General features: G+C 40.9%; 14 protein-coding genes and 4 tRNA genes. All 18 read left to right on the top strand.

Annotated elements, in window-relative coordinates; translation table 11 throughout:
* Positions 1-14 precede the first annotated feature (14 nt).
* The 18 genes from LCL91_RS18040 (at position 15) to LCL91_RS17955 (ending at position 14,609) form a co-directional block, all read left to right on the top strand.
* Entirely contained in the window at positions 15-899 is an 885-nt protein-coding gene (locus tag LCL91_RS18040; protein WP_224884372.1) for a mechanosensitive ion channel family protein, read from the top strand.
* Positions 900-912: 13 nt separating this feature from the next.
* Positions 913-1,110, top strand: a complete 198-nt coding sequence (locus LCL91_RS18035; protein ID WP_098445611.1) for a DUF951 domain-containing protein — start codon at positions 913-915, stop codon at positions 1,108-1,110.
* Between the two features lie 195 nt (positions 1,111-1,305).
* Entirely contained in the window at positions 1,306-2,406 is a 1,101-nt protein-coding gene (gene ychF / locus LCL91_RS18030; RefSeq protein WP_098445610.1) for a redox-regulated ATPase YchF, read from the top strand.
* A gap of 339 nt (positions 2,407-2,745) precedes the next feature.
* The gene (rpsF, locus tag LCL91_RS18025; RefSeq protein ID WP_048311133.1) at positions 2,746-3,042 is read left to right on the top strand and encodes a 30S ribosomal protein S6; all 297 of its coding nucleotides are present in this window, start codon (positions 2,746-2,748) and stop codon (positions 3,040-3,042) included.
* 26 nt (positions 3,043-3,068) lie between these two features.
* Positions 3,069-3,572, top strand: coding sequence for a single-stranded DNA-binding protein (ssb, locus tag LCL91_RS18020; protein ID WP_224591208.1), 504 nt, complete (start codon positions 3,069-3,071; stop codon positions 3,570-3,572).
* A gap of 63 nt (positions 3,573-3,635) precedes the next feature.
* Positions 3,636-3,872, top strand: a complete 237-nt coding sequence (rpsR, locus tag LCL91_RS18015; RefSeq protein WP_098445608.1) for a 30S ribosomal protein S18 — start codon at positions 3,636-3,638, stop codon at positions 3,870-3,872.
* A 150-nt stretch (positions 3,873-4,022) separates the two neighbouring features.
* Entirely contained in the window at positions 4,023-4,319 is a 297-nt protein-coding gene (locus LCL91_RS18010; RefSeq protein ID WP_224884369.1) for an HPr family phosphocarrier protein, read from the top strand.
* Positions 4,320-5,415: 1,096 nt separating this feature from the next.
* Positions 5,416-6,342, top strand: coding sequence for a YybS family protein (locus LCL91_RS18005; RefSeq protein WP_224884367.1), 927 nt, complete (start codon positions 5,416-5,418; stop codon positions 6,340-6,342).
* A gap of 15 nt (positions 6,343-6,357) precedes the next feature.
* Positions 6,358-8,334, top strand: coding sequence for a DHH family phosphoesterase (locus LCL91_RS18000; RefSeq protein ID WP_098445605.1), 1,977 nt, complete (start codon positions 6,358-6,360; stop codon positions 8,332-8,334).
* Positions 8,331-8,774: a 50S ribosomal protein L9 gene (gene rplI / locus LCL91_RS17995; protein ID WP_159786940.1), complete on the top strand. Its 444-nt coding sequence runs from the start codon at positions 8,331-8,333 to the stop codon at positions 8,772-8,774. Before LCL91_RS18000 ends, rplI begins: the two co-directional genes overlap by 4 nt.
* A gap of 48 nt (positions 8,775-8,822) precedes the next feature.
* Positions 8,823-10,184: a replicative DNA helicase gene (gene dnaB / locus LCL91_RS17990; RefSeq protein ID WP_098445603.1), complete on the top strand. Its 1,362-nt coding sequence runs from the start codon at positions 8,823-8,825 to the stop codon at positions 10,182-10,184.
* A gap of 275 nt (positions 10,185-10,459) precedes the next feature.
* On the top strand, positions 10,460-11,746 hold the full coding sequence (locus LCL91_RS17985; RefSeq protein WP_160918391.1) for an adenylosuccinate synthase: 1,287 nt from the start codon (positions 10,460-10,462) through the stop codon (positions 11,744-11,746).
* A gap of 128 nt (positions 11,747-11,874) precedes the next feature.
* Complete coding sequence (locus LCL91_RS17980; protein WP_224884364.1) at positions 11,875-12,312, top strand: PilZ domain-containing protein; 438 nt, start codon at positions 11,875-11,877, stop codon at positions 12,310-12,312.
* A 117-nt stretch (positions 12,313-12,429) separates the two neighbouring features.
* Positions 12,430-12,505: transfer RNA gene (locus tag LCL91_RS17975), tRNA-Lys, on the top strand.
* Between the two features lie 91 nt (positions 12,506-12,596).
* A tRNA-Met gene (locus LCL91_RS17970) sits at positions 12,597-12,673 on the top strand.
* A 54-nt stretch (positions 12,674-12,727) separates the two neighbouring features.
* Positions 12,728-12,803 (top strand) — tRNA-Asp (locus tag LCL91_RS17965).
* 49 nt (positions 12,804-12,852) lie between these two features.
* A tRNA-Phe gene (locus tag LCL91_RS17960) sits at positions 12,853-12,928 on the top strand.
* A 274-nt stretch (positions 12,929-13,202) separates the two neighbouring features.
* Positions 13,203-14,609, top strand: coding sequence for a peptidoglycan DD-metalloendopeptidase family protein (locus LCL91_RS17955; protein ID WP_224884362.1), 1,407 nt, complete (start codon positions 13,203-13,205; stop codon positions 14,607-14,609).
* The last annotated feature ends 56 nt before the right edge of the window (positions 14,610-14,665 follow it).

Here is a 14,665-nt window from a genome sequence, read left to right as displayed (position 1 = left end):
GGGAGGGATGATGCTTGGATGGGTTCGAGCCAATGTGGAATTCTGCGTACGATTATTTATCCAATCGTGATCTTTGGGGAAATGTAGTCAAAAGAGGGTTTACGATTCTGGCAATTATCATTGGAACGTGGATTTTTCTTCGGATCGCAAAATCTGCCCTTGCGCAAATTTTCGCGATCCGATTGAAAAGCCCGCTTCGATTATCAGAACGGAGAGAAGCGACGCTTATCCGTTTAATTGAAAATATTTTAACCTACGTCACTTATTTTATTGCGCTTGTCATGATCTTGAGCGAGTTTGAGATCGATGTTCGAACACTTATTGCCGGAGCTGGTGTCGTTGGGTTGGCAGTTGGTTTCGGTGCTCAGAACCTCGTTCGCGACGTCATTACAGGCTTTTTTATTATTTTTGAGAAACAGTTTTCCGTCGGAGATTATGTGCGGATTTCTGGAGTGGAAGGTTTTGTGGAGGAAATAGGGTTACGTGTCACGAAAATTAAAAGTTGGACAGGAGAACTTCATATTCTACCGAATGGTAACATAAATCAAGTGACGAATTACTCCATTCATAATAGTATTGCGGTAGTGGATGTAAACATTGCGTATGAAGAACGTATACCGGAAGCTGAAAAAGTGATCATTCACTTATTGGACGAGCTATATGAACAGTTCGATGCTATGATTGTAAAACCAGAATATCTTGGCGTACAGAATTTAGGACCTTCAGAAGTGGTTCTCAGAATCATCTCGGAAGTGCAGCCAATGGAGCACTGGGTCATTGGTCGAGAAATTAGAAAAGCGGTTAAGCAACGTTTTGATGAAATAGGAATTGAAATTGCTCTTCCGCGTGTTGTGATGTATCAACGTGATGAACAGGGTGAAGTGAAGGAAAAAGCATAAAGGGGGAATCCTTATGTCCGATAAAGAATTTGGCTTAAATGACGTTGTTGAAATGAAGAAAGCCCATCCGTGTGGGGAGAACCGATGGAAAGTGATTCGAATGGGAGCGGATATTCGAATTAAATGTCTTGGTTGTGACCACAGTGTAATGCTTCCACGAAAAGAGTTTTCTAAAAAGCTGAAGAAAGTCCTCGAGCATGCAGAATCTTGACCGTCCATTATGGGCGGTCATTTTACTTACACAGAAATGGAGGACGCTTGTTTTTTTACGTTCTCATCTCTATAATTAGTAAGGTATGTCGTTTGTGTATAAGAATGAAGAAAATAGTCTAGGAATGGCTTGTTTAGCCATCTTTATTTCATAAAAATCGCCTGTTTAGGCAGATACTTTAAAGGAGTGACCGAGATGGCATTAACCACCGGTATAGTAGGACTTCCAAATGTTGGTAAGTCAACGTTATTTAATGCAATTACACAGGCAGGAGCAGAGTCAGCGAACTATCCGTTCTGTACAATCGATCCGAACGTTGGGATTGTAGAGGTTCCTGATGAGCGTCTACAAAAGCTTACTGAACTAGTAAAGCCAAAGAAAACCATCCCGACAGCATTTGAATTTACCGATATTGCTGGAATTGTAAAAGGGGCAAGTAAAGGAGAAGGACTAGGAAACAAGTTTCTTTCTCATATCCGCCAAGTAGACGCAATCTCTCAGGTTGTTCGTTGTTTTGATGATGAGAACATTACGCATGTGTCTGGTAAAGTAGATCCTATTTCAGATATTGAAACAATTAACCTTGAGCTTATTCTTGCCGATCTTGAATCAGTTGATAAGCGGATTGCGCGCGTTCAAAAAATGGCGAAACAAAAAGACAAAGAAGCATTGGCTGAGTTTAACGTTCTTACAAAGTTGAAAGAAGCGTTTGAAGAAGAGCAGCCTGCTCGAAGTGTAGAATTAACAGAAGAAGAAGAGAAAATCGTATATGGGTATCACCTACTAACGAAAAAGCCTGTTCTTTATGTAGCAAACGTTGATGAAGATGATCTTCTTGATCCTTCAGATAATGAATATGTTGCTAAAGTTCGTGAATATGCGTCAAAAGAAGGCGCCGAAGTCATTGTTGTATGTGCGAAAATCGAGTCTGAACTTGCTGAGCTTGATGGGGAAGAGAAAGATGCTTTCCTTGAAGATATTGGTATTTCAGAGCCAGGTTTGAACAAATTAATTCGCGCTTCTTACGACCTTCTTGGATTAGCAACTTATTTCACTGCAGGTGAGCAAGAAGTTCGTGCGTGGACTTTCCGTCTTGGTATGAAAGCTCCTCAGGCAGCTGGTATTATCCATACTGACTTTGAACGTGGCTTTATTCGTGCTGAAATTGTCGCTTATGATGACCTCGTTGAAGCTGGAACAATGGCGATTGCGAAAGAAAAAGGAAAAGTTCGTCTTGAAGGAAAAGAGTACATTGTAAAAGACGGCGACGTAATCCATTTCCGTTTTAACGTATAAGATAGGATCTTTTGTAATAGATTTTTGTATTTGAACGGATTTTCTTAAAAAAGTCCACATTTAGCTGATTGGAGCGGAAGGATGCTAGATGCGGGACTAGCGGGACAGGTGAGACCCCACAGGCACGCCCAATGCGTGCCGAGGATGCTCACCGCCCGCCCCGCGGAAAGCGAGCATCCTGGAGCGGAAATCAACCAGCCTATAGATTCAATTTCTACGGGACTTGCTAATAAAGAATTAATTTGGTATAATCTAAAGCTGTGAGTAATTATCTTTGTATACTTACTCCTTGCTCTTAATTCAAGTTAAGAGCCGTTAGACCAAAAGGAGGTGAACGGAATGCGTAACTACGAAATTATGTACATTATCCGTCCAAACATTGAAGAGGATGCACAGAAAGCTCTTGTCGAGCGTTTCAACGGAATCCTTACTGACAATGGTGCGGAAATTAATGAAACTAAAGAAATGGGTAAGAAGCGCCTTGCTTATGAAATCGAGAATTTCAACAGCGGGATCTACATGCTTCTTAACATTAACAGTAACACTGAAGCGATTGATGAATTCAGCCGTTTGATGAAAATCAACGACGATGTTCTTCGTTTCATGACGATCAACCTAGAAGAAGCTAAAAAGTAATTGTTTTATAAATAGGAGGGGTTCTGATGCTGAATCGCGTCGTATTAGTTGGACGTTTAACAAAAGACCCTGAATTGCGTTATACCCCTAGTGGCGTAGCGGTTGCGAACTTTACACTTGCTGTAAATCGCCCGTTTACGAATCAGCAGGGAGACCGCGAAGCTGATTTTATCAACATTGTTGTATGGCGCAGACAGGCAGAAAATGCAGCCAATTTCTTGAAAAAAGGCAGCCTTGCTGGTGTAGATGGACGAGTTCAGACTCGCTCTTACGATAATAGCCAGGGACAGCGTGTGTTTGTGACAGAAGTGATGGCTGAAAGCGTCCAATTTCTCGAGCCTAAAGGTTCTAACCAAGGCGGTGGCGGAAGCAGCAACTACGGTGGCGGCAACCAAAACAGAGAAACCGGCGGTTACGGGAATCAGAACCAAAATCGTGATAACAACCGTGATCACTCCAATTTTGGAGATGACCCGTTTGCGAGCGATGGCAAGCCGATCGACATTTCAGATGATGACTTGCCGTTCTAATACTCTCTGTTTCGAGCGGTGAAAGCAGAGAACGAATTTTAAATGCAAAGGAGGTAACTACCCATGGCAAGACCAGGTGGACGCAGAGGTCGTCGTAAAAAGGTTTGTTTCTTCACAGTAAACAAAATCACTTACATCGACTATAAAGATGTAGATCTTCTTAAACGCTTCGTATCTGAGCGTGGAAAAATTCTTCCACGTCGTGTAACAGGTACTAGCGCTAAATACCAACGTCAATTGACTCGCGCAGTTAAACGCGCTCGTCAAATGGCTTTACTACCATACGTACTTGGTGAGTAAGGATGAAAAGCAGTAGGATGATGTCCTACTGCTTTTTTCTATACAACGCTATTCTAAGATGATAACGCAATTTTGGAATAAGTGGTTTACACTCCTGCATGATGGGGGAATACAACCCTTACAAGAATCCTGTAAGGAGGAACCACAATAATGAACGTTGAAACTTCAACAGTAACACTTACCGCACCGCTTAGTATGAATTCTCTTATGGCATTCGTCAAAAAAGCAAAAACGTTTGATAGTCATGTGTCTCTCTATCGAAATGGGCATAGCATTAACGGAAAGAATTTAACGAGCGTTATTACGTTTAATCTCACCGTGAAAGAAAGCGATTCGCTTCTACTTATTGCTGATGGCGAAGATGCCGAAGAAGCATCTATGCAATTAGTCGAGTGGCTTCAAAAAGAGATGGATGGTGCGAAGGAAGAGACGCTATCTCTTATGTAGTACACAAAAGGCTGTTAACGATACAGCCTTTTCTTAATGCTCACTATTCAAATTAATGAAACATTTGCTGAAACGGGCAGAAATTCTTACAATATAGTAAGGGGATTTCAACCCGTTTTTTGTATTTTAACTAAGCGGGTTGATAAAATGAATGGATGGACTATAGGTATAGGGTTTAAGTGATTAGAAGGTAGCAATTAATTATTGCGTTTCATCGGCCACTTCCGCTTTACATTGATCCAGCTGCAGTGGGCAGGTCCTCGAGTCGCTTCACCCTTTCATCCGAACACAAAGACCGTGTTCAAATGAAAGACTTCCAGCGCTTGTCGGACCTAATCGCCCATTTCCGCTTTACATTGATCCAGCTGCAGTGGGCAGGTCCTCGAGTCGCTTCACCCTTTCATTCGAACACAAAGACCGTGTTCAAATGAAAGGCTTCCAGCGCTTGTCGGACCTAATCGCCCACTTCCGCTTTACATTGATCCAGCTGCAGTGACCAGTCTCTCGATCACTTCACCTTTACCTCTGAACACTAAGACCGTGTTCAAATGTAAAGGTTCCAGTGCTTCTCGAGCCTAAACGGTCACTTCCGCTTTACATGATCTAGCTGCGCGGGCCAAATCCTTCGGCTGTTTCGCCCAATCGAATGAGACAAAAAGCGTCTCAGTCTCATGGGCTCCAACATCCTACGGATTTAAGCAGGCCCGCTCCGCTTTACATTGATCCAGCTGCAGTGGGCAGACCCTCTGTCACTTCACCTTGCAACTCGAACACAAAGGCCATGTTCAATTTGCAAGGCTCCAGTGCCTGACGGGTCTAATCGCCCACTTCCGCTTTACATTGATCCAGCTGCAGTGACCAGTCTCTCGATCACTTCACCTTTACCTCTGAACACAAAGACCGTGTTCAAAGGTAAAGGTTCCAGTGCTTGTCGAGCCTAAACGGTCACTTCCGCTTTACATGATCCAGCTGCGCGGGCCAAATCCTTCGGCTGTTTCGCCCAATCGAATGAGACAAAAAGCGTCTCAGTCTCATGGGCTCCAACATCCTACGGATTTAAGCAGGCCCGCTCCGCTTTACAAAAAGGAGAAGACTATTGAAGAATCAAGGTGTTAGGCAGTTAGTTGAAGGGGCTGCGCTTGCGGCCGTGTTTGCTGTATTGTTTCTGATTACGATTTATGTACCACTTCTAGGTTCTCTTACGCTCTGGGCTCTTCCTATCCCGTTTATACTGATGGTTGTGCGCAATGGTATGAAGAGTGGGCTAGTGATGTGGGCTGTGACGCTTGTGCTTGGTGTGTTAACTGCAGGTCTTCCTTCTCTCGTTATGACGTTTACGGTAGGGCTTGGAGGGATAACTGCTGGGTATTTATACGCAATTCGTAAGTCTGCACTTGCTGTATTGGTAGGAAGCGGGTTAGCGTATGTAGTCGGCCTTGTACTTGCTTTTGTATCGAGTATTCTAGTGATCGGTCAAAATCCAGCTGATCTTGTTGTTGAAATGATGAATCAATCCTTTCAACAAGCAGAATCAATATATGGTTCGTTAGGTTTGGACACTAGCCAGTTTAATCAACTTAAAGAGCAAATTAGTTTATTGCGCTATTTAATTCCGACTGGTTTAGTGCTCATGGGTGTTGTGATTGCACTGATTTCACAGCTACTTTCCATTCCAATTTTAAGGAGGGTAGGCAACTTTCAGCCACCCGTCTTTCAGCCAATCAGAGAATGGGCATTTCCGAAGAGTTTTTTATGGTATTATTTAGTTGTTACTATTGTTATGATGGTAGGATTAGAAGAAGGATCGGCTGTATTTGTAGCAGCCATTAATGTGTACTCTGTACTCAATGCTCTGATATTTGTTCAGGGTCTTGCTGTCATTTACTTTTTTAGTCATCGTAAAGGATGGCCCATCGTCGTGCCAATTCTGTTAACGTTTCTTGGCTTCGCACTAACATCATTTGTTGTTATTATTGGAATCATTGATCTTGGTTTCGAATTGCGGAGGAGAATGAAATTATAGGTAGGAGCTGAAAGTATGCCAAAGTTTTTAACGAAACGGTGGCATGGTTATCATGTGGTAGCCTTGTTCGTCATTTCCATCCTGTTTATCGGCATCATCACCTATTACAACTGGATATTAGGAATTGGGAGCGTAATCGTAATGACGCTTCTTGTTTATACAGCGATTCGAGCTGAGTCTTTATTCCAAGCTGCTCTGAGAGACTACGTTTCGACTCTGTCCCACCGCGTGAAGAAGGTGGGAGACGAGGCTCTAATGGAAATGCCATTCGGAATCTTGCTGTATGATGAGGAATATCACATCGAATGGACGAATCCTTATTTGCCTATCATGATGGAGAAAGAGCAATTGATAGGACTTTCTTTGAATGATATTTCCGAACAAATTATTCCTTTTCTAAAATCAGAGGCGAATGAAGAGATTTTAACGATTCATGATCGAAAATACAAAACGTATTTTAAGCAAGAAGAAAGATTGCTCTATTTCTTTGATGTGAGTGAAAAAGTTGAAATTCAGCGTCTTTATAATGAAGAAAAAACAGTTGTTGGGATTATTTATCTTGATAACTATGAAGAAGTCACCCAGGGTCTTGGTGACCAAGTGCGCAGTAACTTAAACAGCTCCGTCACATCGATTCTAAATAATTGGGCAGATGAACAGGGAATCTTCTTGAAGCGAAGTTCTTCTGAGAAATTCTTTGCTGTTTTAAATCAAAAAATTCTTCAAGACTTAGAAAAAAATAAGTTTTCGATTCTTGATGAAGTTCGTGAAGCGACTTCTAAGGAAAATGTTTCGATTACATTAAGTATTGGAGTTGGTAGCGGACATAGTACGCTTACCGAACTTGGTCAGTTGGCTCAATCTAGCCTTGATCTTGCGCTTGGACGCGGTGGCGATCAAGTTGCTATTAAGCAGACGACAGGAAAAGTGAAATTTTATGGTGGAAAGACTAACCCTATTGAAAAGCGAACGAGGGTAAGAGCACGAGTCATTTCCCATGCATTACGGGAGCTTGTCCTTGATAGTGACCAAGTGATTATCATGGGGCATAAAAACCCTGATATGGATTCCATTGGTGCTTCCATTGGTATTCTTAAAGTAGCCCAGGCAAATGGAAAAGAAGGTTCAATCGTTTTTGATCAAAATCAACGGACTAGCGGTGTCTCACGATTAATCGAAGAGATTGAAGGGAATGAGCAACTTTGGGCACGTTTTATCGATCCTGAAGATGCGCTTGAGAATTGTACGCCTAACACGCTTTTAGTTGTCGTCGATACGCATAAACCTTCCCTTGTTATGGAAGAGCGTCTTTTGCAAAAGCTCGATCATGTCGTTGTCATTGATCACCATAGACGTGGAGAAGAGTTTATTGAGGATCCCGTTCTTGTCTACATGGAGCCCTATGCTTCTTCCACAGCGGAGCTTGTTACGGAACTCTTTGAATACCAGCCAAAACGGCTTAAAATGGACATCATGGAGGCAACTGCACTTCTAGCCGGTATTATTGTGGATACGAAAAGCTTTACGCTTAGGACCGGTTCTAGAACTTTTGACGCTGCTTCTTATTTGAGGGCGCATGGTGCTGATACTGTGCTTGTTCAAGAGTTCCTACGTGAAGACATTGCGCAGTATATTAGAAGAGCCAAAATTATAGAGAAGTCACACATTTATCGGAGTGGGATTGCGATCGCGCTAGGTGAAAAGGATCAGACCTATGATCAAGTATTAATTGCTCAAGCAGCAGATACGCTTTTATCAATGAGCGGTGTGATTGCTTCTTTCGTTATTTCGAAACGAAATGATGGTAAAATTAGCATTAGTGCTAGGTCGCTAGGGGAAGTGAATGTCCAGATTATTATGGAAGGCCTTAATGGCGGTGGACATTTAACGAATGCTGCGACGCAGATTGACTCAGGGTCAATTGAAGAAGCCGAAGAAATGTTGAAGGAAACAATTGATAATTATTTGGAAGGGAGCGAAGATGAATCATGAAAGTGATTTTCTTAGAAGATGTAAAAGGTAAAGGTAAAAAAGGTGAAGTTAAAAACGTAGCAGATGGATATGCTCGTAACCATCTGCTTAAGAATAATCTTGCTCTAGAAGCGAATAATGCAAATATGAAAACCCTAAAGGCGAAACAACGTAGCGACGATAAGAAAGCGCAAGAAGAGCTTGATGAAGCGAAAGCGTTGAAGGAAAAGATTGAAAGCCTTGAGGTTGAATTAGAAACTAAATCTGGTGAAGGTGGCCGTTTGTTCGGTTCCATTACAAGCAAAAATATTGCGGAAGAATTGAAAAAGCACAATATTAAAGTTGATAAGCGCAAAATTGAACTAGATGAACCAATCCGTTCCCTGGGTTACACAAATGTACCCCTTAAATTGCACCATGATGTAACAGCAACTGTTAAAGTACATGTGGTAGAGCAATAGTAGGTGATTACGGGTGGAAAATAGCGAACTGCTCAGGGGGAAAACAACATGAGTGATTTATTTGCTGATCGTACGCCACCTCAAAATATTGAAGCTGAACAAGCGGTAATCGGTGCTGTTTTCTTGGAAATCGATGCACTCACAACAGCAACAGAGGTACTGCAGCCGGAAGACTTTTACCGAGCGGCACATCAGAAAATCTTCTCTGTGATGATCGATCTCTCTGAAAAAGGAGAGCCTGTTGATCTTGTCACGGTAACTTCAGAGCTTCAGGATCTTAAGATTCTTGAGGAAATTGGCGGAGTATCTTATTTAAGTGATCTAGCTAATTCAGTCCCAACTGCTGCAAATGTTGAGTATTATTCCAAAATTGTTGAAGAGAAATCGATCTTAAGAAGGTTGATTCGCGCAGCAACAGATATAGCATCTGATGGATATGCGAAAGAGAATGAAATTGAGAATCTTCTTTCGGAAGCTGAGAAGTCAATTATGGAAGTTTCTCAGCGTAAGAATACAGGAGCCTTTATCTCGATTAAAGATGTTCTTGTCACTGCTTATGATAATATTGAAACGCTTCAGAACAATACAGAAGACATTACTGGGATTCCTACAGGGTTCTCTGAGCTTGATCGTATGACGGCAGGTTTCCAACGAAATGATTTAATCATCGTAGCTGCACGTCCTTCTGTAGGTAAAACAGCTTTCGCACTTAACATTGCTCAAAACGTTGCAACGAAAACCGATGAGAATGTCGCGATCTTTAGCCTTGAAATGGGTGCGGAACAGCTTGTGATGCGTATGCTTTGTGCGGAAGGTAATATAGATGCTCAGCGTCTTCGTACAGGTGGGTTAACAGGCGATGACTGGCAAAAGCTCACGATGGCAATGGGAAGTCTTTCGAATGCGGGAATTTATATCGATGATACACCAGGTATTCGTGTTGGTGACATTCGTGCCAAATGCAGGCGATTGAAGCAAGAAAAAGGTCTTGGTATGATTCTGATTGACTATATGCAGCTGATACGTGGAAATGGATCTGGTGAAAACAGACAGCAGGAAGTATCTGAGATATCACGATCTCTAAAAGGGATTGCACGTGAGCTTGAAGTTCCTCTTATTTCGCTTTCACAGCTTTCACGTGGTGTTGAATCGAGACAGGATAAAAGACCGATGATGTCGGATATTCGTGAATCTGGAAGTATTGAGCAGGATGCAGATATCGTTGCCTTCCTTTATCGAGATGATTATTATGATAAGGAATCAGAGAATAAAAACATCATTGAAATTATTATTGCAAAGCAGCGAAATGGTCCTGTTGGAACAGTCGAGCTAGCGTTTGTGAAAGAATATAATAAGTTCGTTAATCTGGAGAGGCGTCACGATGAAGGTGACATGCCACCAGGTGCTTAAAAAAGCCTCATTTTTGAGGCTTTTTTATTTATTAGGAGATTGTATTAGTGCGGCGACCTTTTATTAGATGACCAATTTTGTGCATAATAAAAGTGGCGTGATTTGTTTATGTTAATGGGAAAGCAAAACTAAATAACGAACATATTTAGTTTTGTCTATATAATTGTTCGGGTTTGTTGACTTATCAAGATCAAATTGGTACACTTAGCCTGGGTTTTTTAAAAAAGTAGTATGCTTCTGACAATTAATTCTAGGAAGCATCTGGAGGTGCTCAAATGCCATCAGTAGTTGTGGTAGGTACACAGTGGGGCGATGAAGGTAAAGGAAAGATCACAGATTACCTTTCGGAAAATGCAGAGGTTGTCGCTCGCTATCAGGGTGGAAATAATGCGGGACATACCATTGTATTTAATGATACAAAGTACAAACTTCACTTGATTCCATCCGGAATTTTTTATGATGATAAGATTTGTGTTATTGGAAATGGAATGGTTGTCGATCCAAAAGCTGTTCTAGAAGAACTCTCATACTTACATGAACGTAATATCAATACAGATAATTTGCGTATAAGCAATCGCGCACATGTTATTCTTCCTTATCACTTAAAACTTGATGTTGTTGAGGAAGAATACAAAGGCGCTAATAAAATTGGAACGACGAAAAAAGGAATCGGTCCAGCATATATGGATAAAGCAGCAAGAGTTGGTATCCGTATTTGTGATTTACTTGATCGTGAAGTTTTTGAAGAAAAATTAGAACGTAACCTTACAGATAAAAACCGCCTTCTTGAAAAAATGTATGAAGTAGAAGGTTTTAAAAAAGAGGATATTCTAGAAGAATACTATGAGTATGGTCAACAGATCGCAAAGTATGTTGTAGATACTTCAGTCGTTCTTAATGATGCAATTGATGAAGGACGTCGTGTTCTTTTCGAAGGCGCTCAGGGCGTTATGCTCGATATTGATCAGGGTACTTATCCATTTGTTACATCATCTAACCCAATCGCTGGTGGCGTTACGATTGGATCTGGAGTAGGACCGAGCAAAATCAATCATGTTGTAGGTGTTTCAAAAGCCTATACAACAAGAGTTGGAGACGGGCCTTTCCCTACAGAGCTTCATGACGAAGTTGGCGATCAAATTCGTGAAGTAGGAAATGAATATGGAACAACAACGGGACGTCCTCGTCGTGTTGGTTGGTTCGATAGCGTTGTTGTCCGTCATGCGCGTCGCGTGAGTGGCATTACAGACCTTTCTTTGAATTCAATTGATGTATTAACTGGAATTGAAACGCTTAAAATTTGTACAGCTTATAAGTACAAAGGCGAAATTATTGAAGAATTCCCTGCCAGCCTTAAAGTATTGGCTGAATGCGAGCCAGTTTATGAAGAAATGCCTGGCTGGACAGAAGATATTACGGGTGTTAAAAACTTAGGAGAGCTACCTCCTAATGCACGTCATTATATTGAGCGCGTATCACAACTTACTGGCATTCCATTGTCGATCTTCTCGGTTGGACCTGATCGCAATCAAACAAACATGATTCGTGGCGTTTTTGCTTAATGAACAGAGCTGACAGCTTAAAACTGTCAGCTTTTTTTAAGGTTTAGATTTTGGAAAATTCTGCAGAAAAACAAATTTTATGGTAAACTTAAACTATTAAAATCGGTGACCTTTGATGAGGTGTGCATATGAGTCGTAATAAAAGGCAGGTTTTTCGTCAGCAACTTGACGTTCCATTTGCCGCAAGAATGAGAGTGATTGAAAAAGAATCACCTGTCGCTCCAGAATTTAATCATAAAATTTATATCCATGATATTGGACTCGAAGGTATTGGTTTTTCAGTAGATCTAGAAGTCCCAATGCATACGGATATGGAATTCTCCATCAAATTAAACGATGAACCATTCCGAATTAGAGGTGAAGTCGTATGGGGGAAACCCAACGATCCTAACGACCCAAATACGAGAGCAAGTAACTTCTTTGGTGTGAAATTTTATCTCAAAACGGAAAAGGAGTCATCTTTGATTTTCCAAGAGGTTAATCGTTTTGCGATTAAACGTCATCGTCGTAAACAAGAAATCCGTGAAATGATGAAAGAGCGATTAAATAAACAGGCAAAGGGGTAAAGTAAGAGTAGATCAACTTGCTCCATGACTGTTTTTTATTTTCTTTTGAAGATCGCTTGCTTTTTATGAATTCCAATGATATGATAAATCTTGTCGTCGTTACAAGATACTTATGACGAGCCATTAGCTCAGTTGGTAGAGCATCTGACTTTTAATCAGAGGGTCGAAGGTTCGAGTCCTTCATGGCTCACCATTTTCTTTCTTTAGATGGAAATGATACATATAGAGGAAGAAACAGTGCACAGCATAATGAAGCATGTGTAGCATATTTACATTCATACCGTCGCGGGGTGGAGCAGTTCGGTAGCTCGTTGGGCTCATAACCCAAAGGTCGCAGGTTCAAATCCTGCCCCCGCAACCAATACATAATTCTGACTACGTACTAACGTATGTGAGTATTATACAATGATAATTTGGTCTCGTGGTGTAGCGGTTAACATGCCTGCCTGTCACGCAGGAGATCGCGGGTTCGATTCCCGTCGAGACCGCCATTTAATCTATTAAATGGTAATAGTAAAAGTTACTAGACATTATTTAAATGGCTCTGTAGCTCAGTCGGTAGAGCAGTGGACTGAAAATCCACGTGTCGGCGGTTCGATTCCGTCCGGAGCCACCATAGTTCTCAATTAACAACGTACATATATCGCATATCTCTCTTTGAGGGATATGCGTTTTTTGTTGAGGGATTTTCGTAATGTGCTCTTTTGGTCAATTCTTGTGGTAACTCATGAATAACCTTCCAGATTCTTACCATCACTTGCCACGATCGTGACGAAAAGACTACATTTTTATTACAAGTTGAGTACTTGTACCCATGTGACTTCCTATTTATGATAAAGTGCGAAACGTGAGTAAAAAAGATAGTTTCAGCTATTGCAGGAGGAAGTCGCATGAAAAGAATGAATGTACGTCGTTTCTTACAACTTTCCATTATTGTTACAAGTTTCAGTTCGCTTCTTTGGATCGAACCAGTCGGAGCGTCTGTTCATAATTTAATGAAACCCGTTTATCATGTTTATATAGATGGAGAAAATATCGGAACGGTTGATAATCGAGCGGTATTAGACAAAAGCATAGAAGAACTGAAGGATGAAAAAAATATCGATGGTATTGAGCTTTCAGTTGAGAATGATGTGGAAGTCGTAACCGAACGACTGTTTAAACCGCCTTATGATAACAAGGAAGCTCTTGAACAACTAGAAGAGGAAATCTCGTTTATTGGTGAAGGCTACTCCCTGTCGTTTCATGACGAACAGATTGGAAGCTTTTCGAGTGAAAAAGAAGCCATGGATGCTCTTTGGAGCTATGCTAAACCTTTTCTTTCTGATGAAAAAGTAAAAGAAATTGAGAAGATGGTTAAAAGCATGGAAGATTCAGAAGAAGAGTTTCATCCTGTTGAAGCGGTAGACTTCTCTAGTCCCTTTGAAATTAAAAAGGTAGAGGTTCATCCGAATGACATTGTGTCTAAAGAAAAAGGTGTTTCGCTCTTAGCTAATGGCTATAAGGAAGAGATGGAATACGAAGTAGAAAAAAATCAATCGCTTAACGAAATTGCAGAAGAGTTTAAAATGAAGAAAGAAGAACTGTTGGATCGAAATAATCTTTCGAATGATGATGAAATTAAGAAAGGCGATCAATTGAAGGTTCTTCAGGAAAAAGAGTTTGCAACTGTTTTGGAAACGATCGAAGTCGAGAAATTAGAAGAAATTGATTTTGAAGTGATTAAGAAAAAAAGTAGTAAACTTCTTAAAGGCGAAGAGAAAGTAAAGCAAGATGGAGAAAAAGGAAAGAAGCTTGTTACATATTCCAAGGAATATGAGAATGGGCAGGTAGTCGAGGAAGAGGTTGTGAAAGAGGATGTAACGAAAAAACCTATTTCTAAAGAAATAGTGATTGGAACGAAAGAAATTTCCTCTAAAGGAACCGGTACATTTGGATGGCCAGCTGTCGGAGGTACAATTACTAGTAAACAGGGAGAACGCTGGGGTTCTTATCATAAAGGAATCGATATTGCTGGTGTGACAGATAAAACCATTAAAACTGTTGATAATGGAAAGGTTACAGCCGCAGGTACGAGAAGTGGTTATGGAAAACAGGTAACGGTTAGTCATAACAATGGAATGAAGACAACCTATTCTCATCTAGCAACTATCTCTGTCTCAAAAGGTGATACCGTTCAAAAAGGTGATAAAATTGGTGTGATGGGGACAACAGGGAAATCGACTGGAATTCATCTTCATTTTGAAGTTTATAAAAATGGTGAGTTAGAAAATCCGATGGATTACTTAAAGAAATAAAGAGATAAGCCTTCAGTGAGAGCTGAAGGTTTCTTTTATATAGGTAAGCTAGTGTT

It is taken from the genome of Guptibacillus hwajinpoensis (genome assembly GCF_020171785.1).
GTDB lineage: Bacteria > Bacillota > Bacilli > Bacillales > Guptibacillaceae > Guptibacillus > Guptibacillus sedimenti.
This window is presented reverse-complemented; position numbering and strand designations above follow the sequence as displayed.